This is a genomic window from Lysinibacillus sp. NPDC093712, from assembly GCF_050280025.1.
Taxonomy (GTDB): Bacteria; Bacillota; Bacilli; order Bacillales_A; family Planococcaceae; genus Lysinibacillus.
In genome coordinates this window covers 104,345-127,076 of record NZ_JBNNUU010000003.1, presented here as the reverse complement: position 1 = coordinate 127,076, position 22,732 = coordinate 104,345, and the positions used below count along the sequence as shown (strand labels likewise).

Annotated in this window: 20 protein-coding genes; all 20 read left to right on the top strand. The window is 37.4% G+C overall.

Going from position 1 to position 22,732, the window contains the following annotated elements; genetic code table 11:
• Window positions 1-4 precede the first annotated feature (4 nt).
• Complete coding sequence (locus ACQKNX_RS13290; RefSeq protein WP_427429297.1) at window positions 5-1,186, top strand: glycosyltransferase; 1,182 nt, start codon at window positions 5-7, stop codon at window positions 1,184-1,186.
• Window positions 1,183-2,529 (top strand): hypothetical protein, encoded by a 1,347-nt coding sequence (locus tag ACQKNX_RS13285; protein WP_427429296.1) that lies wholly within the window; start codon window positions 1,183-1,185, stop codon window positions 2,527-2,529. The genes ACQKNX_RS13290 and ACQKNX_RS13285 overlap by 4 nt, the downstream gene beginning before the upstream one ends.
• Before the next feature lie 4 nt (window positions 2,530-2,533).
• The gene (locus ACQKNX_RS13280) at window positions 2,534-3,571 is read left to right on the top strand and encodes a glycosyltransferase family 2 protein (protein WP_427429295.1); all 1,038 of its coding nucleotides are present in this window, start codon (window positions 2,534-2,536) and stop codon (window positions 3,569-3,571) included.
• Window positions 3,568-5,076, top strand: coding sequence for a lipopolysaccharide biosynthesis protein (locus ACQKNX_RS13275; protein WP_427429294.1), 1,509 nt, complete (start codon window positions 3,568-3,570; stop codon window positions 5,074-5,076). The genes ACQKNX_RS13280 and ACQKNX_RS13275 overlap by 4 nt, the downstream gene beginning before the upstream one ends.
• A gap of 71 nt (window positions 5,077-5,147) precedes the next feature.
• Window positions 5,148-6,284 (top strand): acyltransferase family protein, encoded by a 1,137-nt coding sequence (locus ACQKNX_RS13270; RefSeq protein WP_427429293.1) that lies wholly within the window; start codon window positions 5,148-5,150, stop codon window positions 6,282-6,284.
• Between the two features lie 160 nt (window positions 6,285-6,444).
• Window positions 6,445-7,242: a TIGR00282 family metallophosphoesterase gene (locus ACQKNX_RS13265; protein ID WP_427429292.1), complete on the top strand. Its 798-nt coding sequence runs from the start codon at window positions 6,445-6,447 to the stop codon at window positions 7,240-7,242.
• Window positions 7,243-8,007: 765 nt separating this feature from the next.
• Window positions 8,008-8,274, top strand: a complete 267-nt coding sequence (locus tag ACQKNX_RS13260; protein WP_010858535.1) for a stage V sporulation protein S — start codon at window positions 8,008-8,010, stop codon at window positions 8,272-8,274.
• Window positions 8,275-9,415: 1,141 nt separating this feature from the next.
• Window positions 9,416-11,155 (top strand): 2-oxoacid:acceptor oxidoreductase subunit alpha, encoded by a 1,740-nt coding sequence (locus ACQKNX_RS13255; protein ID WP_340825741.1) that lies wholly within the window; start codon window positions 9,416-9,418, stop codon window positions 11,153-11,155.
• A complete protein-coding gene (locus tag ACQKNX_RS13250) occupies window positions 11,155-12,021 on the top strand; it encodes a 2-oxoacid:ferredoxin oxidoreductase subunit beta (protein ID WP_427429291.1) in 867 nt (288 codons plus the stop codon). Before ACQKNX_RS13255 ends, ACQKNX_RS13250 begins: the two co-directional genes overlap by 1 nt.
• A gap of 419 nt (window positions 12,022-12,440) precedes the next feature.
• On the top strand, window positions 12,441-12,815 hold the full coding sequence (locus tag ACQKNX_RS13245; protein WP_340825738.1) for a 2-oxoglutarate ferredoxin oxidoreductase subunit beta: 375 nt from the start codon (window positions 12,441-12,443) through the stop codon (window positions 12,813-12,815).
• A 254-nt stretch (window positions 12,816-13,069) separates the two neighbouring features.
• Complete coding sequence (locus ACQKNX_RS13240; protein WP_427429290.1) at window positions 13,070-14,158, top strand: ABC transporter substrate-binding protein; 1,089 nt, start codon at window positions 13,070-13,072, stop codon at window positions 14,156-14,158.
• Window positions 14,148-14,987: an alkaline phosphatase family protein gene (locus ACQKNX_RS13235; RefSeq protein WP_427429289.1), complete on the top strand. Its 840-nt coding sequence runs from the start codon at window positions 14,148-14,150 to the stop codon at window positions 14,985-14,987. The genes ACQKNX_RS13240 and ACQKNX_RS13235 overlap by 11 nt, the downstream gene beginning before the upstream one ends.
• A 70-nt stretch (window positions 14,988-15,057) precedes the next feature.
• Window positions 15,058-15,888, top strand: a complete 831-nt coding sequence (locus tag ACQKNX_RS13230; protein WP_427429665.1) for an ABC transporter permease — start codon at window positions 15,058-15,060, stop codon at window positions 15,886-15,888.
• The gene (locus ACQKNX_RS13225) at window positions 15,888-16,673 is read left to right on the top strand and encodes an ABC transporter permease (protein WP_427429288.1); all 786 of its coding nucleotides are present in this window, start codon (window positions 15,888-15,890) and stop codon (window positions 16,671-16,673) included. Before ACQKNX_RS13230 ends, ACQKNX_RS13225 begins: the two co-directional genes overlap by 1 nt.
• Window positions 16,670-17,671 carry an ABC transporter ATP-binding protein gene (locus ACQKNX_RS13220; RefSeq protein ID WP_427429287.1) on the top strand — a complete coding sequence of 334 codons (1,002 nt, stop codon included), beginning with the start codon at window positions 16,670-16,672 and terminating at the stop codon, window positions 17,669-17,671. The genes ACQKNX_RS13225 and ACQKNX_RS13220 overlap by 4 nt, the downstream gene beginning before the upstream one ends.
• Entirely contained in the window at window positions 17,668-18,450 is a 783-nt protein-coding gene (locus ACQKNX_RS13215; protein ID WP_427429286.1) for a DeoR/GlpR family DNA-binding transcription regulator, read from the top strand. The genes ACQKNX_RS13220 and ACQKNX_RS13215 overlap by 4 nt, the downstream gene beginning before the upstream one ends.
• The gene (locus ACQKNX_RS13210; RefSeq protein WP_427429285.1) at window positions 18,450-19,463 is read left to right on the top strand and encodes a histidinol phosphate phosphatase domain-containing protein; all 1,014 of its coding nucleotides are present in this window, start codon (window positions 18,450-18,452) and stop codon (window positions 19,461-19,463) included. The genes ACQKNX_RS13215 and ACQKNX_RS13210 overlap by 1 nt, the downstream gene beginning before the upstream one ends.
• Window positions 19,464-19,693: 230 nt before the next feature.
• A complete protein-coding gene (miaB, locus tag ACQKNX_RS13205) occupies window positions 19,694-21,238 on the top strand; it encodes a tRNA (N6-isopentenyl adenosine(37)-C2)-methylthiotransferase MiaB (protein ID WP_427429284.1) in 1,545 nt (514 codons plus the stop codon).
• Window positions 21,239-21,676 carry a RicAFT regulatory complex protein RicA family protein gene (locus ACQKNX_RS13200; RefSeq protein ID WP_340825728.1) on the top strand — a complete coding sequence of 146 codons (438 nt, stop codon included), beginning with the start codon at window positions 21,239-21,241 and terminating at the stop codon, window positions 21,674-21,676.
• A 147-nt stretch (window positions 21,677-21,823) separates the two neighbouring features.
• Entirely contained in the window at window positions 21,824-22,480 is a 657-nt protein-coding gene (gene cotE / locus ACQKNX_RS13195; protein WP_427429283.1) for an outer spore coat protein CotE, read from the top strand.
• Window positions 22,481-22,732 lie beyond the last annotated feature (252 nt).

Genomic DNA, 22,732 nt, shown 5'->3' with positions numbered 1-22,732 from the left:
AGAGATGAAAATATTATTTGTTGCGCAAAATTTTCAGATGGGCGGTATTCAAAAAGCTTTAATTAATACATTGAAAGAAGTTTGTGTCGATAAGCAATATGAAATAGATGTCTTTACATTCGGTAAAGGCGAACTCATAAAGGACATCCCCTCTAATGTGCAGGTCAATATTGGAGGTTTACTATTACAGCTAATTGCTACCCCGTTTTATGTAGTGAAACAGAGAAAGAACTTGTGGCATATTATCTTACGAATACTATGTATGTTGATTGTAAGAGTGATTGGTTCAAACAATTTTTATACATTACTTTTTAAAATGCATCGCCATCAAAAACAATATCATATTGCAATTTCTTATTTTAATGATGCACCAAATAGTTACTTTAACCAAGGCACGAATTTGTTTGTAGATAAATTTGTAAGAGCGGATAAAAAGTTTGCGTGGATACATACAGATCCATTAAGGGCGAACTTTAATTACGACGTATGTGTTAAAACCTATCAGAATTTCGATAGATTAATATGTGTTTCTGAAGCATGCAAGCAAAACTTGGTTAATTTTCTCCCCCAATATCAACATAAAATACAAGTTGTCTATAATTTTTTCCCAATAACAGAAATAAAAGAACTAGCAACGCAATATCCACCATTTGAAAAAGGAACATTGGATTTATTATCTGTTGGGCGAATGGATAATGCTACTAAAAGGTTCGATTTCATTCTACACATATGTAAGCTTTTAAAGGAATCTTCTAACAATCATTTTCATTGGCGAATTATAGGCGATGGGCCTGATTTACTTTTTAATAAACGATTAGCGCTTGAATTAGGTGTAGAAGATGTAGTTGAATTTGTCGGTGAATGTCATAATCCGTATCCGTTTATTAAACAGAGCGATGTTTTAATAGTAACTTCCGCGTATGAAGGATATCCGATGGTAGTAGGGGAGGCATTAATATTAGCAACGCCGGTTATTACCACAAATTTTGCGGCAGCAGGTGAGCAAATACGCGATGGTAGAAACGGTTTGATAACGAATGGACATGTAGAAGATATGTATGCCGTCATTGCCAATATAATCAACAATGGCGATTGTCTTCAGAAGATGAAAAAATATATTGAAGAAAATCGCTATACAAATCGAAAAGCACAAGAGCAACTAGTATTGGAGTTTGATCGAAAATGAAATTAAAAAATAAAAATTTCAGTATTTGGATCTGTATAATTTCCAGTATATTTGTCGTGTTAAAAATGTATACAAGTAGTAATCTATTTCTTTTTATCTTTATTAGTTTAATAATTACAGCAATGTTGTTGGATAAACAACAACATAGAATTGATTATTTACTGTTTTTTATTTCATGGGTGTATGTTATTAAGTTCGATTTAACGAGCTATTCACTTTTTGTTGTACTTAGTTTTGTTTATATTGTTTTAAGTGTCATGACGCTGTTTATGCAAAACAAAGGGATTTCAACACAGCTTGTCATCACCTATGTTCTATTTGTATGTTTTGCTATCGCGGCAACTCTGGTAAATAGTGGTAATCTTATCGAAGTGTTTGGCTTTGTATTAAATTATAGTGTGATCTTTTTTGCTGTTCTGTTCATCGATTCAAATACTTATTTTAGAAGATATACGTATGTGTATGCAATAGGCTTACTAACTGCTGCAATCGTTCGCTGGTTAAGTTTTTCTGTTCAAGCGATTGACAGCTTTATTGAGTCAATGACAATTGTCAATACAGTTAAGACGACAAGTGCCATTAATACAAGGTTTACGGGTTTAGATTTAGATCCGAATTATTTTAGTTTGCAAATTCTTATAGCGATTGCTTGTTTATTAGTTCTTTTTTACTACGATAAAAAAATGAAAATTAAGCCGATTCTGCTCATCATTGTATTAGCGATATTCGGGATATTTACTTATTCCAAAATGTTTATCATCACTTTTATAGCATTCATTTTATTGACGTTCATCATGTTCGTTAAAAATAATATAAAAACAGCATTCCAGTTCGCTTCGTTTATGCTAGCGATTTGTGGTGTTCTACTATTTTTTTTTTACGAGAAGTTATTCGAAATTTATTGGATTCGATTTTTTGGAGCAGGAACATCAACAGATGCTATTACAACTGGGCGATTAAGTAGCTGGAATATGTTTGCAGCGGAAATTTTACAAAGCACAAAAATATTCGTTATTGGGGCTGGTTTTGGCACGAGTTTCTCCAATGCAAAAATGGCGCATACGATGTACTTATCAACTCCTTATTATCTTGGGTTAATAGGCATCGTTCTTGCACTACTATATATTGTTAGCTTAAATAAAGTTCTCCGTCAAAATATTGGTAACAGCGGAAAAACGAACTTTCAAATATTAGCGGTCAACGCTATACCTCTCTATATTATGTTAATTGCTAATGCTGTACTTGATTCTTTCATAATGGATTATTTCCCTTTTCATATTATGTTAATAATGTTTGCGTTAGCGCTTCAGAAAAATCAGGAGATAAGTATGGGTGGGAGGTGAGGCAATGCCATTTTTAAGCATTATTGTGCCAATCTATAATGTTGAGCACTATTTAAAAGAATGTATAGATAGCATATTGAATCAAAAATTTGAGGATTTTGAGCTAATATTGGTGAATGATGGATCGACGGATAATAGTTCCAAAATATGTGATGACTATGCCGAGCACGATCCAAGAATTGTTGTTATTCACAAAGAAAATGGTGGGCTTGTCAGTGCGCGAAAAGTAGGTATACTTGCCGCTCATGGCAAGTATATTGGCTATGTAGATAGTGATGATTGGATTGAAGCAGACATGTATCAATCATTATGTGGTGCAGCAAATGTATACGATGTAGACATTGTCATTTGCGATATCGTAGAAAATTATCCAAACCAAGAAGTAAGACGAATACAAATGGTTGCACCTGGATTGTACAAGAAAGAAAGGATGGAAAAAGAAGTCTATCCGATTATGCTATATGCAGGTGAATATTATAAGTTCGGACTATTTCCTTCAGTGTCCAACAAAATCTTCAAAAAAACGCTTATCAAAAAATTTCAATTGAATGTTGATGATACAATCTGCATGGGGGAAGATGTAGCCTGTACATATCCTAGCTTACTTGATGCGGACAGTATTTATATATTAGACAAACAATATTTATATCATTATCGCCAAACTTCCTCTTCTATGACAGCTAGTTATGATCAAACATTTTTTGAGAAAATCCTCATTTTATATGGGCATTTAAAATATTTTACACGTAGTAATGAAAAAACAGCACCTAATTTTACAAATCAACTTCAGTATTATTTTATCTATTTAATTATTGCAGGGGTTAATAATGAATTTAATCAACAAAATGATAAGAGCCTGCGTGAGAAAAGGGCCTTTATCAAAAAAATGATGAAACAGAAAGATGTCAACGAGGTGTTACAGGCTATTTGTACAAATGACTTACCGTATAAAACGAAAATGTACATTTGGTTATTGAAGAAACAACACATTCTATTATTATATGCATTGATTGAGATGAAACGAAGTAGAAGTGGCTCATGAGAACAAAGAAAATTATATTAAATTTATTTTCCAATGTTATGTTGCAAATTGTTTCGGCGGTCATTAATTTTATTTTGCCTCAATTATTTATGACGACTTATGGCTCCGCTACAAATGGACTAGTTACGTCAATTAAGCAATTTTTAAGTTATTTAAAAATTGTAGAAGCGGGAGTAGGCAGTGCATCCATTGCAGCACTGTATAAACCGTTGGCCATGAATGATAAAGAACAAATAAATGGCATTCTTTCAGCAACACATTATTTTTACAGACGTTCAGGTACTATATTTGTTGTATTAGTAGCCCTATTAGCGATCTTCTATCCGCTAATAGTAGCTAAAGAAGTGAGTCCACTTACAGCTTTCTATATGGTGCTTATTTTGGGAATTAGTGGCGTATGGGAGTATTTTTTAATAGGAAAATATTTAGTGCTACTAACTGCAGATCAAAAAAGCTACATTATTTTTCGAATACAAACATGTTTATTGATCGCTAGTACCATTTTATCGTTAGTTTTATTAACGCTTGGTTTTTCAATCGTTGTTGTTGTTGGTAGTTCTAGCATGCTGTTATTACTAGATATTCTTTTTTTAAAAGTATATGTCCAAAAAAAATATCCGTATTTCAATAGTAACGTAAAGCCAAATACATCAGCAATTAAAAAAAAGTGGGATGCTTTAATCCATCAAATTGCCTCATTAGTTGTATTTAATACGCCGTTTATTTTAATTACTATTTTTCTTGGTCTTACAGAAGTTAGTGTATTTACGGTGTACAATATGGTATTTAATGCTGTTACATTGTTTATTTCAGCTTTCTCTGGTGCGATGTTAGCAGCCTTTGGAGACATACTTGTAAAAGAAGATCTAGATACACTTCAAAAACATTTTCATCATTTCGAATACGTTTTTTTCGCAGTCGTTGCTTTTGGTTATACATGTACAGCCATTTTAATTTTGCCTTTTATAACTATTTATACAGCGGGTATTGAGGATGCAAACTATATAAGACCGTGGTTAGCGGCACTCTTTGTAGTTGTAGGCATTGCCAATGCTATTCGAATTCCTGCGAATACATTAGTCAATTCGGCTGGGCATTTTAAAGAGACAAAAATTCGTGCCATTATTGAAGCGGTCATAAACTTTAGTGTCTCCTTTGTGTTAGTACAATTTCTAGGTGTTGAAGGCATTTTGATTGGAGCACTTTGTTCTTATGCATATCGTACATGTGATTTAATACTTTATACGTCTAAAGTGATACTAAAAACTTCAGTTTACGTTACCGTTAAAAAAATTTTACTAAATAGTATTTTGGCATTCATCGCTGCATCACCATTTCTATTTTTTATCGAATTACATATTGTAAGTGTCCTTACTTGGTTTGTTGCAGCTGTATGCATTTCTGTATGGACAATGACTGTTGTTTTTGTTGGGAATTTTATGTTCCAGCCTACAACGATGAGAGACATTTTGCTGCACTTAAAGCGTGTCATTTCCAACGACTAAAAAGCTTTCCCTACGTTTTTAAGTAAGTTAGATATAGATTACAAATTAAAAATAAGTTTAAGTGCTTAGAAATGGCAGGTGGGAAAATGAAGCCAGTTGTTAAGGAAATATTTTTACTACGGTTTGTAGCCTGTTTGGGAATTGTTTTAATGCATAGTGTCACTTTAGTGTTGGACATATACGATATAGAAGAAAATACTGTGTTTTTTGTACTGACATCTCTTCAATTAGCATTAATGTTCGGGACGCCTATCTTCATTTTTATTTCGGAATTTGTGATTGCTTATTCCTATTCAGATGAATTGCCAAAAAGATTTTATAAAAAACGTTTTTCTTATATTTTTCTACCTTTTATTTTTATAGGGATTGTAGATGCAGTCCTTCATTCCATTAACATAAATAGTATTGATTTTGAAAAAAAGGTTTTATTAAATTTTTTCGAAGGTGATTTTCACGGCTACTTTATTATCATCATTTTTCAGTTTTACTTTTTGCATCCGTTATTTGTAAAATTTATCGTTTCAAAATATCCAGCCTACAAAGTCATCATCACAGCATGTCTCCTTAATTTTGTTTACCTAGCCTTTTTCAATTTTTTTGACCCATTTAAGTATTTATATTTTCTTCCTTATATAGAAGTGGAATGGACTGTATTAAATAAGATGCCATTTCCTGCATGGATCGCCTATTTCGTAGTGGCCTATTATTGTGGTAAAAATTATGAGCAGTTTATTGCGTTGCTTCATCGCTTTCGTTATGTATTACCAAGTATTTGTTTACTCATGCTAGGTGTTTTACTCGCTAGTCAATGGTCTGGCTTGATTACTGAAGTTCATTCAAAGAGAATTGATGTTATTTTTTACACCTTGAGTGTAGCTTTCCTATTGTTTTTTATCGCCAGCAAAATAAGAAACATGCCTAAATTAATTATTTTCATTAGTCGTTACTCTTTTGGCATTTATTTGCTACACCCACTTTTTAATATCATGCTAAAAAGTTTTTTTACGAAATATATAGATGTGTTAAGCGCTTCTATTGTTATCGTCAGCACGTTTTTAATCAGCACGGTATGCTCCATTTGCGTTACATATTTACTGAACAAATGGAAGTTCGGACCTTATTTAGTAGGTCAAGTGCATGCCAAAGAAAAAGCAACTAGTAACAAAATTAGAGCGAGCAAGACAAAGCAGTTAGTCAATCATCGCTAATGATGTGATTGTTCTTTTGCTGAAAACGAATAAATATAAAATTTAGATGCAAGCAACCATCATCAACCTGAAGCGAATTTTTCCTTTTATTTTTGCGATTGACGAAGAAAAAATGGTAAACTCTAATGAGTGTTATTGATAGAAAGAGTGGTTTTGTAAAATGAAAGTACTATTTATTGGAGATATCGTCGGTTCAATTGGCCGAGATGCGGTTGAAAAATATTTACCACGATTAAAAAAGAAATATAGTCTAGATGTAGTTATTGCCAATGGTGAAAATGCTGCAGCGGGTCGTGGGATTACACGTAATATTTATAATGATTTATTGCAAATGGGTGTAGATGTTATTACAATGGGTAACCACACTTGGGATAATAAAGATATTTTTGATTTTATTGATGATGCTGATTATTTAATTCGACCAGCGAACTTTTCGACTGAGGCACCAGGTAAGGGTATGGTGCAAATTTCGAAAAATGGTGTTACGTTATCTGTGATCAATTTACACGGTCGTGTATTTTTGCCACCGCATGAAGATCCGTTTGCAATGGCAGAGGAATTAATCGAAGAAGCGCGCAAAACGTCGCCACTAATATTCGTGGATTTCCATGCCGAAGCGACAAGTGAAAAAATTGCGCTTGGTTGGCACTTGGATGGCAAGGCATCGGCCGTTGTAGGAACACATACGCATGTGCAAACAGCTGATGCGCGTATTTATCCTAATGGTACTGCTTATATTACGGACGTTGGCATGACAGGACCGTATGATGAAATTTTAGGAATGACAAAGGAAAGTGTTATATACAAATTCCAAACTAATATGCCGTCACGTTTTGAAGTACCAAAAAAGGGTCGCGATGTGTTAAGTGGCTTTTATGTTGAAATTGATGACAAGACAGGGAAAGCTGTTAATTGTGAAAGAATATATATTAATGAGGACTATCCGTTTCAAGCTTAATGAAAAGGACTGTGCATAATTCATGTACAGTCCTTTTTTTATTTAAAATTAATATAGAAGTGATGACTACTGCTGTTGATTTCCGCTACGGGCGGGCGCTTTCCGCGGCCACATCGTAAGCCGCAACCCTCGCTAATGCGCGGTCTGTTGCGTCTTACGTACTGAGCGTTCTGAGCAGGAGTCGCCCATCCTCCGCTCCAATCAACTAGTGTCAACACGCTCTTTCGAAGGAAAAAGTTAAAATACAGTACAATTATTGCACTTGTGATTATATATGATAGTCGTTTGCTTTAATCATTAAATTAATTTAGAGGTCTACTGCCGTTGATTTCTGCTACGAACGGGCGCTTTCCGCGGGCACACCGTAAGCCGCAACCCTCGCTAACGCGCGGTCTGTTGCGTCTTACGTACTGTGCGTTCTGAGCAGGAGTCGCCCGTCCTCCGCTCCAATCAACTTTATATTGTTAATCTTTTTTGTCGACAAGCTGAAACTACTGTGCATAATTCATGCACAGTAGTTTTTTTTTTTTACCTGCTGCTTTGGTGGATAAACCGTTCTAAATAGGAGGTTTATTAGTATTAAAAATCAATATATACCGATAAAAACATCATGAAATTAATCAGTTTACAATATATCAGAAATGAAAATAGTCTATTTTCATTTTACTGAGCATAAAATGACCTACGGACAATAACTTGAGGTCCAAAAAGGGGGACATGAGTTATTGAGCGTAAACACTATTCGCGAAACGGGGAGGAATAATTGTGGATTCATTAAAAGTATCATCACGCTCTAATCCAAATTCAGTTGCAGGTGCATTAGTCGCGGTAATCAGAGAAAAAGGGCAAGCAGAAATGCAGGCAGTTGGGGCAGGTGCACTTAACCAAGCCGTGAAAGCAGTGGCCATCGCACGCGGATTTGTAGCGCCAAGTGGCACAGATTTAATTTGCGCACCGGCGTTTGCCGATATTTTAATTGCTGGTGAAGAACGTACAGCCTTAAAGCTGCTAGTAGAAAAACGTGTTCGATAATTAAAGTAGAACTTTAATCGGTGGGGGTTGACCCCACCGATTATTAGTTAAACAGTGGAGAAATTCATTCCACTATAAAGAATTATAAATGTACAAGCCCTATCACAAAACTTTTTTCACGGACGAGCGTCTAACAGATGTGAACGGAATTAGCCATTCACATCTAGTGCTCTTTTCTCTAAAAGTCAATGTGATAGGGCTTCTTTGTGCCTATTTTAGTGCCAGGCACCGAAACAATTTTGAATTTTTCAGATGAGTGTCAGGCACCGAAACAATTCTGAAATTTCACGTCACTGCCAGTAGGGTTAACTAAGTAAAAATCCACGCAGACTCCTGCGGAAACGCACGCAATGTAAGACACAACAGACGACGCGACAGCAACGGTTGCGGCTTACGACGTGCCCGCGGAAAGCGAAGTGGATTTTTCGTTATAAGAAACCGTTATTATGCTAGGTGTTTAAGTGGAGTGCCAGGCACCGAAACAATTTTGAATTTTTCAGATGAGTGTCAGGCACTGAAACAATTTTGAATTTTCATGTCACTGCCAGTAGTGTTAACTAAGTAAAAATCCACGCAGACTCTTGCGGGAACGCACGCAATGTAAGACGCAACAGACGACGCGACAGCGACGGTTTCGGCTTACGACGTGCCCGCGGAAAGCGAAGTGGATTTTTCGTTATAAGAAACCGTTATTATGCTAGGTGTTTAAGTGGAGTGTCAGGCACCGAAACAATTCTGAAATTTCATGTCACTGCCAGTAGGGTTAACTAAGTAAAAATCCACGCAGACTCCTGCGGGAACGCACGCAATGTAAGACGCAACAGACGACGCGACAGCGACGGTTGCGGCTTACGACGTGCCCGCGGAAAGCGAAGTGGATTTTTACGTTATAAGAAGCCTTTATTATGCAATTAGCATTGCCTAAATCCAAAAAATAAATGTCCATTCATGCACTTGAAACCAGCAAGTTAATTTTTTATACTTAATTGATTTGAAAATTACAACTTTTTGAACAACATTTTCAGTCAAAGGTCTGAATTTCGCCCAATTCATTGAATAACAATAGTGCAGACCGTTTCTTCGTGTTAAACTTATGAAGGAAAAAAATAATAGTATACATTGGATTTAAGGAGTTGTTGACATGTTACATCAGCTTTCGTGGAAAGTCGGTGGGCAGCAAGGTGAAGGGATTGAGAGTACAGGTGAGATTTTCTCGATGGCAATGAATCGTTTAGGTTATTTCCTTTACGGTTATCGTCACTTCTCTTCTCGTATAAAAGGTGGCCACACTAATAATAAAATTACAGTTCGTCCAACAGAAGTACGTTCCATTGCGGATGATTTAGATATTTTAGTGGCGTTCGATCAAGAAACAATCGACGTCAATTATAAAGAACTAACAGAAAAAGGCATTATTTTAGCCGATGCAAAATTTGATCCTGTAAAACCAGACGATTCAAAAGCACCATTATTTGCTGTACCTTTTACAGAGGTGGCGGCAGAGCTTGGTACAACGTTAATGAAAAACATGGTAGCAATCGGAGCGACTGCATCTCTGCTAAACTTAGAAGATGCTGTGTTCCAAAATGTTGTTGATGACATCTTCGGCAAAAAAGGTGAAGAAGTTGTTCAGAAAAACATGGAAGCAATCGCACGTGGTCATGAAATGATGAATGAACTATTAGGCGATCGTATTGGTGAGTGGGCATTAGCTCCAGCTGATGGTAAACGCCGTATGTTTATGATTGGGAATGATGCAGTAGCACTTGGTGCATTAGCTGCTGGGACACGCTTTATGGCAGCATACCCGATTACACCTGCGTCAGAAATTATGGAATACCTCATTAAAAAATTACCTAAATTTGGTGGTGCGGTTATTCAAACAGAAGACGAGATTGCTGCAGCAACGATGGCAATCGGTGCAAACTTTGGTGGTGTACGTTCATTTACAGCGTCAGCAGGTCCTGGTCTTTCTCTAATGATGGAAGCAATCGGGCTTTCAGGTATGACAGAGCAACCATTAGTTGTTGTAGACACACAACGTGGCGGTCCATCTACTGGTTTACCAACGAAACAAGAACAATCAGATTTAATGGCGATGCTTTATGGTACGCATGGTGAAATTCCGAAAGTGGTAATCGCACCTTCAACTATGGAAGAAGCGTTCTTTGACACAATCCAAGCGTTTAATATTGCAGAGGAACTACAGTTACCGGTTATTTTAATGACTGACTTACAGTTATCTCTTGGTAAACAAACTGTTGAACCATTTGATTATAAAAAAATTGAAATTCGTCGTGGAAAAATTGTTACAGACGATATTGAAGCTTCAGCAGATAAAGCTTACTTCAAACGTTATGAAGATACAGAAGACGGTATATCACCACGCGTATTACCAGGTCATTTAAACGGCATCCATCATGTGACAGGTGTTGAGCATGATGAAACAGGGAAGCCATCTGAAGCAACTGGCAACCGTCGTACACAAATGGACAAACGCTTCCGTAAGCTAGAAGCATTGAATTTTGATACACCTGTTTATAAAAATGCACCACATGAAGAAGCAGACGTTTTATTAGTAGGCTTTAACTCAACACGTGGAGCGATTGAAGAAGTACAAGAGCGATTAAATGCTCAAGGCATGAAGGTGAACCATGCGCATATTCGCTTAATTCACCCATTCCCATCAGCTGATATGGCACCTCTTGTGGAGAAAGCAAAAAAAGTAATCGTTGTAGAAAACAACTACACTGGTCAATTAGCGAACATCATGAAAATGAATATTGGTGGTCACGGTAAGATTGAGATGATTACAAAATATAACGGTACACCATTCTTACCAGGTGAATTAGAAAATAGAGTGAAGGAGTTGACTCGCTAATGGCAACATTTAAGGATTTTCGTAATACAGTGAAACCAAACTGGTGCCCAGGTTGTGGCGACTTCTCTGTACAGGCTGCGATTCAACGTGCAGCAGCAAACGTAGGCATAGAACCAAATGAACTAGCAGTTATTTCTGGGATCGGCTGTTCAGGTCGTATTTCAGGTTATATTAATTCATACGGTTTCCATGGCATTCATGGTCGTGCATTACCGATTGCACAAGGATTAAAAATGGCTAACCGTGATTTAAATGTTATCGCTTCTGGTGGTGACGGAGATGGCTTTGCGATTGGTATGGGGCATACGATTCATGCCATCCGTCGTAACATCGATATCACATATGTTGTAATGGATAACCAAATTTACGGTTTAACAAAAGGCCAAACATCTCCACGTTCGGCTGCTGGATTTATTACAAAATCTACGCCAGGTGGTGCTATTGAGCCATCGTTAAAACCATTGGAAATAGCATTAACAAGCGGTGCTACATTTGTGGCACAAGGCTTCTCAACTGATATTAAAGAATTAACAGCTTTAATTGAAGCGGGCATTAACCATAAAGGCTTCTCATTTATCAATGTATTTTCACCATGTGTTACGTACAACAAAGTAAATACGTATGATTGGTTTAAAGAAAACTTAACAAAGCTTGCTGATATTGAAGGGTATGATAATGCTGACCGTGGCATGGCAATGCGCACTGTAATGGAGAATGAAGGCTTAGTTACAGGAATTATTTATCAGGATAAAGAAACTACTTCTTATCAAGAAAAAGTTCCTGGTTACGCTGAGCTACCTTTAACAGATATCGATATTCAAATGAGCGAAAATCAATTCAATGCACTTGTGCAAGAATTTATGTAAATAACATTGCTAAAAGCCACAATTTTAATATTGTGGCTTTTAGTATGTAAATAAGATGCACACAAACAATTTCTAGCTTTGCATTCTAATACTAACTAAGTAAAATCCACGCAGACTCCTGCGGGAACGCACGCAATGTAAGACGGAACAGGCGGCGCGAGAGCGACGGTTGAGGCTTACGTCGTGCCCGCGGAAAGCGGAGTGGATTTTTACGATTGAGGAGACCGTCATTATGTTAGGTAACCATGCTAAGTGCCAGGTACACAAACAATACTTCTAGTTGATTAGAGCAGAAAGCGTCACACGCAGCGGAAATCAACTTACATTTTTATTTAATGAAAATTCATCAATGATTAATAGGGGGCGTGCGCGGGTAAAATTATATGAAAGAATGATACAATAAAAGAAAAAAAGAGGCGATGTTCGTGAATAATATCATTGATTTTATTGCGAAAAAAAAGGAACGTGAAGAACGGCAACGTGCTCTAGATTTAGAACGGTATGTTGCGACTCAATGTAAATTCCATCAGCCAGAAAACATAGATGCTCTTGTTGATGGTAAAGTGATTGAAGTGAAAGATCATACACTTTTTTTAGGTTTCTTATCAATTTTAAAAGATGAACAAATTGAGCCACTTCACATCTTTCAGGACGTTTTTTCATTAGAGCCAAGCCGTTTTGAAATAGCCTATAACATGAAATGGTGGTCGGTTGTTCAGCTTGCTTTTACATTTTTAACGATTTTAAAGGAAAATGAACCGCATACATATGCAGATTTTCTAGGACTTACTTGATTTATCTGGGGTATGTGCACGTCTGATAAACTAAACAAACGTGTGCATACACAACTGGATTCCTCTTTTCAACTCAAAGAATACAATCATCTTTACAATTCCTCTAATACTTAAAAAACTTCACATATATTTATAATCTCTCAATAATGTTTACGAAATATTTTTAAGCCATCCATACTTGCTTAATGTTTGTTTTATAAGATTACTGTTGTAAGCAAATAAAAATAAACATAAACAAATGGAGGGTCCAACAAATGGCAATTCAAAAGTTATGGAAGAAAGGCTTAATCGGTGCATTAGCAATTTCAATGTTGGCAGCTTGCTCGGACAGTTCTTCTAATTCAAATGTGGTCAATAGTGATGCATCACTTGATGAAATTACTGAGAAAGCGAAACAAGAAGGAACGGTTAATTCAGTCGGTATGCCAGATTCATGGGCAAACTGGGTAGAGACTTGGCAAGAGCTTGATACTGAATATGCCATCAAGCATCAGGATACAGATATGTCGAGTGCAGAGGAACTAGCAAAATTTGAAGCAGAAAAAGATGATGCTACTGCCGATATTGGCGATGTAGGGATTGCCTTTGGACCAATTGCCAAGGATAAAGGCCTAACATTACCATATAAAACCTCTTATTGGGATGATATTCCGGACTGGGCCAAAGATGATGAAGGCCATTGGATTGTTGGCTATACAGGCACAATTTCATTTTTAACAGATACAAACAATGTGAAAAATGCACCAACCTCTTGGGAGGATCTTAAAAATGGAGATTATCATGTCAGCATAGGGGATGCTTTAACAGCAAACCAAGCACAATTTGCAATATTAGCCGCGGCAATGGCTTTCGGTGGCGATGAATCGAATATTCAACCGGGCATTGATTTCTTTGCGGAATTAGCGCAACAAGGGCGTTTACAGGGAGATCCATCTGTCGCTAATTTAGAAAAAGGGGAAATTGATGTGGCAATCTTATGGGACTTTAATGCATTAGGCTATCGTCATCAAATTGATGAACAGCGCTTTGATGTAGTAATTCCGTCAGAAGGCTCTGTAACATCAGGCTATGCCACGGTAATAAATAAGTATGCAAAAAACCCTTATGCGGCCATGTTAACTCGAGAATATATTTTATCGGATGCTGGACAAGAAAACTTAGCAAAAGGTTACGCACGACCAATTCGTGAAAATGTGAAGCTTTCTCAGGAAGTAAAGGATTTATTACTACCAGCAGAAATGTATAAAAACGCACAACCAGTTAATGATCAAAAGCAGTGGGAAGAAACGACAAAGCAAATTCCACAAATGTATCAAGAGCAGGTATTAATTCATGCCAAATAAAAAAGTCGCTCTTATTGTCATCGATGCACTTCGATTTGATACGGCATGTACACATATGGGATTTATGCAACATTTAGTAGAACGTAATATAGCTTCGCGTTTTGAGGTTCGTTCTGAAGTACCGTCTTTATCGAGACCTTTATATGAAACTATTTTAACGGGGACACCACCGATCGTTCATGGTGTAACAAGTAATATGACGGTGCGCTTATCGACACAAAGTAGTTTATTTCATTTAGCGAAGTCCAATGGTCTTTCTACAGCAGCAGCAGCTTATTATTGGGTTAGTGAGCTTTATAATCGCGCGCCATTTCAGCATATGGAGGACCGCTTACAATTAGCTACAAAGCTTCCGATTGAAAATGGCTTGTTCTATTTTGAAGATCATTACCCTGACAGTCATTTATTCGCGGATGCAGTGTGGTTAATGGATCAAAAACAACCGGATTTCTTATATATTCACCCGATGAATGTTGATGATGATGGGCATAAGTTTACAGCAAACTCAGCGCAATACCGTAATCGCGTATTGGCTGTGGATGCACTATTGTCGCTGTTTATTCCAAAATGTATGGCACAAGGGTACGAAGTGATTGTGACGGCAGATCATGGGATGACAAGTGATGGCAATCATGGCGGGTCAACGACTGAGGATCGGCATGTACCAATGTTTGTCATTTCCCAAGCTGTTAAAGCAGGTATAAAAGATGGCGTGGTGTCTCAGCTACAAGTAGCACCTCTCTGTCGTCATTTAATGAATATAGAGCCTTCAGAGGAGATGGTTCCTCTATTATTAGAAGGTGTACAAACATTACAACAAACGAATTAAAAAATAAAGACGCGTGCATGTCAGATTTAACGTTTATACATTTTTAAGTTAGAAAGAAGTGGTAGTTTTGATATCTAAGAGGCAATCTTTTGCCTGGCTTACACCTTTCCTGTTACTTGTAATGTTATTTTTCCTAGTGCCATTACTGTACATGCTCGTAACGAGCTTTAGTAATAGCGAAGGATTTACGTTAGCGCAATATAAATCCGTATTAACTAATAATTATATTTTACAAGGATTTAAAAATAGTGTGAGTTTATCTGTCATTTCTGCAGTAGTTGCGCTAATCGTTACGTTGTTTGCAGTTCATGCAATTATGCACTTTTCGCAGCCTGTACGGGAGAGAATTTTAATAATAACAAATTTAACTTCAAATTTTTCAGGTATTCCTTTAGCTTTTGCGTTTATTGTCTTGCTTGGTAATAGTGGACTATTTACGTTGCTATTTGAAAAATGGGAAATAGGTGCATTATCGTCCTTTTCCCTTTATAGCTGGAGTGGTTTATTGCTCATTTATATTTATTTTCAACTGCCGTTAGCGTTAATGCTGCTGTATCCGATTTATGATGGCATACAGCAGCAATGGAAGGAAGCCGCTGCGCTTTTAGGTGCATCGACTTTTCAGTTTTGGATAAAAATTGGTATTCCAGTTATGTTACCAGGTATTGTTGGAACCTTTAGCGTGTTATTTGCCAATGCAATGGGTGCCTATGCATCTGCATACGCCTTAACTAGTAGTAATTATAATTTAGTTGCTATCCGAATTGGAGCACTGATCAAGGGAGATATATTTGCTCAACCCGAGTTGGCAAGTGCCATAGCAGTATTGCTGGCAGTAACGATGGTGACCGCGATGCTAATAAGTGAATGGAGCATAAAGAAAACAAGGGGGAAATTGTAATGAAAAAAAGAACTTTTGCTAATAGCGTTTTCCTCCTTTTAATGTTGTATTTGCTATTGCCGATAGTAGCGACAATGCTTTATGCCTTTTCATCCAAGTGGCATAAAACGATATTTCCGGAGGGACTGACATTCAAGTGGCTTGCTACACTGTTCCAGGATGCAGCATTTATCCAGGCATTTGGTCGCTCTGCCCTCCTTTCTGGAGGTGCGGTCGCCATTGCATTATTCGTCATTGTGCCTGCGATATTTGTCATTGTTTTATATTTTCCAAAGTATGAAAAATGGATTCAAGTGGCAGTCGTTATGGTGTATTCATTTCCGGGCATAATTTTAGCCGTTGGATTGATCCGCGTGTATTCAACAGTAGGTGTACCGATTATTTTAGTTGTATTGGGCGCCTATGTGATTGGTATTTTGCCATATATATATCAAGGGACTCGCAATAGCTTGCGTAATGTAGATGCAAAGCAACTGTTAGACGCTGCACAATTATTAGGTGCAACTAAAACGCAGGCATTTACGAAAATACTGTTGCCAACCGTTTATCCGGGCTTGTTTGCCGGTGCGTTATTATCGTTTTCGGTGCTCTTTGGAGAATTTGTACTAATTAATTTAGTAGTCGGCTCGCGCTTTGAAACTGTACAAATTTATTTAATGAAAAAGCTAAGTACGAGTGGGCATATTGCAAGTGCGGTCGTCTTTATTTATATCGTTCTGATGGGCTTATTAACGTTCGCTATTGCGATATTAACGAATCGTTCGAAAGGTGCGACAAATGTATGAGCTATATTGTAATTGAAGGACTTCATAAAAAATATGAACAAACAACTGTCTTATCAAATATCGAAATGACAATTGAAAAAGGTCAATTTATTACACTTTTAGGGCCAAGTGGCTGTGGGAAAAGTACCATTTTAAGAATCGTTGCGGGCCTAACGGATGCAACAGCAGGAAAAATACAAATTGAAGGAAAAAATATGGGCGGCATCCAGCCGAAAGAGCGCCAGGTCGGGATGGTATTTCAATCCTACGCACTATTTCCGAACATGACCGTCAAAGAAAATATTGCGTTTGGCTTGCGAATGCAAAAAATAAATAATGCAGAAGTGGAGCATCGTGTGCAGGAAATTCTAGCGATCGTGCATTTGACGGAAAAGGCGAATGCCTATCCAAAGGAATTGTCTGGTGGTCAACAGCAACGAGTAGCGCTTGCACGTGCACTCATTGTACGACCTAAAGTGTTGCTTTTAGATGAGCCACTAAGTGCGCTTGATGCGCAAATACGCAAAAAATTACAGAGCGATTTACGCGCGATCCAACGACAGCTTGGGATGACAATGATTTTAGTAACCCATGATCAGGATGAAGCGATGGCTGTATCAGACAAAATATTTGTTATGAGCAATGGGGAAATTGCGCAAAGCGGCACACCAACAGAAATTTATACGAATCCGAAAAGTGAATTTATTGCAAATTTCATTGGTCACTATAATGTTTTTCCACGACAAGTGTTAGAGACGATGATTGGAACGAAATTGCCTGGTCATAGTGGGAAGTTTGCCATTCGACCAGAAGCTGTTCATGTCGAGAAGAAGGATGGAGACTTTTGTCTTTTAGGTGTAGCGACACAGTCGTTAATGAGTGGTAATATCATTCGTACAACTTTAGAAGGCGACTGTATATTTACAATGGAACAGTTACATCAGCGTGGTCAAACGCTTGAATTAGGTAAAAACTATAAGTGTTACGTGGCGAAGGAAGATGTGATTGCACTATCATGACGTATGCTAAAATTGAACGGTTTGAATTTATATTAAAGCAATTAGAGCTCGATGGAAAAATCATTGTGGCAAATATCGCGGAAGCATTGTTCGTAGCACCTGAAACTGTTCGTCGGGATTTGGATGAGCTAGAGCAGCAACATCTATTGACGAGAGTGCATGGTGGAGCAATTAAGTATACAAATGTTCGAACGGAACCTGCATTTTTACGGAAATTGCAAATGCAAAAAGAGGCAAAGTGTATCATTGCTCGGCAGGCTGCGATGCGAATATGTGATGGGGATACGATTGCAGTTGATACAGGGACAACGACAGTGCACATTGCAGATTACTTAATGGCAGTTGATGATATTACTGTTGTTACTCATTCTATTGCCGCTGCTGCACAATTTAATCTTGCCATTGAAGAAAGACGAATGGCAGGGAAAGTTATTTTACTAGGTGGAACAACAAACCCTAGACAAGCTTCGGTTGCTGGTGCAATGACATTAGAATGGTTAGGCAATATGAATTTCGATAAAGCATTTTTATCTTGCGGTGGCATGAAGGACGGCATTGTGTACGACTATGATTTAGATGAATCGTTGATTTCCCAAAAGATGTTACAGCAAAGTAAAAAGACAATATTATTAGCAGATGCATCAAAAATTAATAGCTATTCATTTTATCAAATCTGTCATATAGCACAATGTACGGAAATAATGTGTGATATTGCTTGCCCAGAAGACTGGCAACTATACGAAGAACAGTGGACAGTATGTAGTGGAGGGAAAAGTTAATGACAATTGATTACCATGTACATTTAGAGGAGGGGCCATATTCTTTCCGTTGGCTGGAGCGAACATCTCGCGCGATATCGCACTTTCATGAGCCTAGAAGTACTACTAAAGGCTCCAAAGCGTTGGTCGAATGGCAAGTGTCAGCATTGGCTAGTCGATTGCATAATGGCTGCTATAGTGAAGAATGGCTTGACCTATATTTACATCAGGCAAAACAACTTGGTTTACGAGAGGTTGGTATTGTCGATCATTTGTATCGGTTTCATGAGGCACGTAACTATTTTGAACAATATATGCAATTAGACGAATCACAAGAAACCGGTCGACTGCAACGGTACTGGCTAGATAGTGTGATGACTGAAAATATGGACGACTTCATATTAGCGATTGCAAAGGCAAAGAAAAAATGGCGTCAGCATGGTGTCGAGTTAAAGCTAGGCATTGAAGCGGATTACTTTGTAGGTGGCGAAAAGCAATTGGCGTCACTACTACAAGGACACCCTTGGGATTACGTAATTGGCTCTGTTCATTTTGTAGATGGCTGGGGCTTTGATAATCCACAAACAGAGCATTTATTTGCTAATATGGATCAAACAACATTGCAAATGAACTATACGCAGTTTTTTTCAACGGTCGTGCAAATGATACAGTCTAACATGTTTGATTTTGTGGCTCACTTAGATAATTTTAAAGTCTTTCATTATCATGTTGAGGATGAGGCGTTTAATTTTTTATGGTATGAACAAATTGCACAGGCGCTTGTCACAACACAAACAGCTACAGAAATTAATGCAGGATTATATTATCGCTATCCCGTTAAAGAAATGTGCCCCGGTCCATTGTTTTTGCAGGTATTAGTGCAACGAGGTGTAGAGTTTACCGTTTCTTCAGACGCCCACTTCCCTGATGATTTAGGAAAATATACATTTGCCAATACTGATTTGCTAAAGAGCTTAGGCGTTCAACAACTAGTAGGGTTCGATCAACGCACAAAAAAATATATAGCGTTATAACGAAGGTCACCGTTGATACATGTCATCGGTGATTTTTGCTGTTACAGCAATAGCCAATGGGCATTTTTATAATGCAAGAACGACAAAATGTTTTTATTAAGAAGTGTATTTAAGTCGAAACCACGACATTTAGTACACAAACCTTGTAGGAAGTAGTAATCATTCAGTATAATAGTAAAATGGGAATTCGAATGCACGGATTTCGTTTGAAAGGAGTTACCTGACCTGCAATGAATGAGGAACAACGATTAACCAGTCAACAAGTCAATCAACCAAAAAAAGAAGACAAGCCTGAAAAGGATTATAGTAAATATTTTGAGAAGGTCTTTACTGCACCTTCATTAAAAGATGCAAAAAAACGCGGCAAAGAAGAAGTGAAATACCATAAAGACTTTCAAATAGCAGAACAATTTGCTGGCATGGGCGAGGGACGGACTTTCTATATCCGTACATATGGCTGCCAAATGAATGAGCACGATACAGAAGTGATGGCTGGGATATTTATGCAGCTCGGTTATACTTCAACAGAGATTATCGAGGAAGCAGATGTGGTGCTACTCAATACATGTGCAATCCGTGAAAATGCAGAGAACAAAGTATTTGGAGAGCTTGGTTTCCTGCTAAAATATAAACGCAAAAATCCAGAAATGCTAATTGGTGTATGTGGCTGTATGTCGCAAGAAGAATCTGTAGTTAATAAAATTTTAAAAGCGTATCCGCACGTCGATATGGTATTTGGCACACACAATATACACCGTTTGCCAAATATTTTAAAAGAAGCATACATGTCGAAGGAAATGGTTGTAGAGGTTTGGTCTAAAGAGGGCGATGTTATTGAAAACTTGCCGAAAAAACGTTTAGGTTCCATTAAAGCCTGGGTCAATATAATGTACGGCTGTGACAAGTTTTGTACGTATTGTATCGTGCCATATACGCGTGGGAAAGAACGTAGTCGACGTCCAGAGGAAATCATTGCTGAAGTTCGTGAGCTAGCAGCTGCGGGCTATAAAGAAATTATGCTCCTTGGTCAAAATGTCAACGCTTACGGGAAAGACTTTGAGGACCTTGATTACCGCCTAGGTGATTTAATGGATGAATTGCGAAAAATTGATATTCCACGTATTCGCTTTACAACAAGTCACCCTCGTGATTTCGATGATTATTTAATTGAAGTGCTAGCAAAGGGTGGGAACTTAGTTGAACATATTCATTTACCAGTACAATCAGGTTCAAATGATGTGTTAAAAATTATGGCTCGTAAATATAGTCGTGAGCATTTCCTTAGCCTAGTAGATAAGATTAAAGCTGCAATTCCAGGTGTGACGTTAACAACTGATATTATTGTCGGTTATCCAAACGAAACAGAAGAGCAATTCGAAGAGACGATATCATTATACCGTGAAGTAGGCTTTGAAATGGCCTTTACGTATATTTACTCACCTCGAGAAGGTACGCCAGCTGCGAAGATGGTTGACAATGTACCAGAAGATGTGAAAAAAGAACGTCTACATCGTTTAAATGCAGTCGTACAAGAATATTCTAGAAAAGCGCTTGACGGCTTGAAAGGCGAAATTGTAGAAGTGTTAGTGGAAGGAACAAGTAAACGTCGTGATGACGTACTTGCCGGCTATACGCGTAAAAATCGCCTAGTGAATTTTAAAGCACCAACAGCGTTGATTGGACAGTTAGTGAACGTGAAAATAACGGAGGCTACTTCTTATTCATTAACTGGCGAATTTGTGGAAGTAGTAAAAAATGAAAAGGTGGAAGCGTAAATGACACAAGTATTGTATACAAAAGAAGATTTAATTAAAAAATCCCATGAAATTGCGCATATGATTGCGAATACACCAGAAGTTGATTTTTTTAAAAAAGCTGAAGCACAAATTAATGAAAATCAACTTGTTCGTGAACGTATTGCTAGTTTAAAAAGCTTGCAAAAACAAGCAGTAAACTTCCAGCACTTAGGTAAAGAAAAAGCATTAAAAATGATCGAAGATAAAATTGAAAAAATCGAAGAAGAAATTAATGCGATTCCTGTCGTGCAGCAATTTAAAGAATCCCAAGGTGATGTAAATGACTTATTACAATTAGTGTCGAACACAATTGCCAATAACGTTACAAATGAAATAGTGCGTTCAACAGGTGGCGATGTGCTACGCGGTGAAACTGGCTCTTATGTACAAAATTCTCAACCAGGTAGCTGTTCATAAATAAATAATAGAAGAAACAGCCCGAATGACTGCATTCGGGCTATTTTTATGGCGAAATTTAGCAAGGGGTTTACACATAATGAAAACCTCTATTTAAGCTGTTGAATGCAAAAATGTATAAAGTAAGTCAATTCGATTCTATGAAATATGTTCACCCAATGGGCGCTACCTGCATATGATGGAGTGAAAAGAGTCGAAGGAGGAATTGCGCTGAAACGTTTACGACAAATCGTGACGAAAGCAGTAGTTGCCAAAGGGAAGAAGAGAACGGAAGAACGTGTAACGTTATGTCCAACAAATAAACCGACGAGTATTCTCGGTTGCTGGGTAATCAACCATACTTGTTCAGCAAAAAAAGTCGGTAAATTTGTAGAAGTGTCAGGAAAGTTTGATGTCAATGTATGGTATGCTTATAGTAATCATTCGAAAACAGCAGTATTTTCAGAAACGGTTCACTATAAAGATAAGGTAAAACTTAATTTTAGAGATGGCGAAGTAACAGTTGGCGATGATGTGCGTGTGCGTGTAATACAAGAACCAAATTGCATGGAAGCGGTAATTTCTCCATGTGGAACAAAATTTGAAATTGTAGTAGAACGTGAGACTGTCGTTGAGGTAATGGGTGAAATGACAATTTGTATTAGTGTACATCCGCTAGATTTCGAAGAGGAATGGGATTTAAATGATGAAAGTTCATCTTCATCATCTTCATCGTCAAGCTCTAGTTCCAGTTCTTCTAGCTCAAGTAGTGAAGGAAGATTCGTTTTAGAGTCCTCATCGTTTCCTGACGAACGTCCAAGATAATATACAAGATAATATTTTTTGATACATGCGAAATGCTAGCATCTTTACAAAGGTGAAATAAGCGTTTCGCATGTATCTTTTGTTATAATAAATATAACGATCAGGGGATGAGGCACTCAATGTTAGATTTATTGCTCTAAGTAGCAATTGCTAACGTAGCAACAAGTGTGCATACCGATAGCACAATTCAAAATTTATCTAAACGCAAATATGCCAATGCGTATTTGATTTAAATGGCAAGAGCGAGGGAAT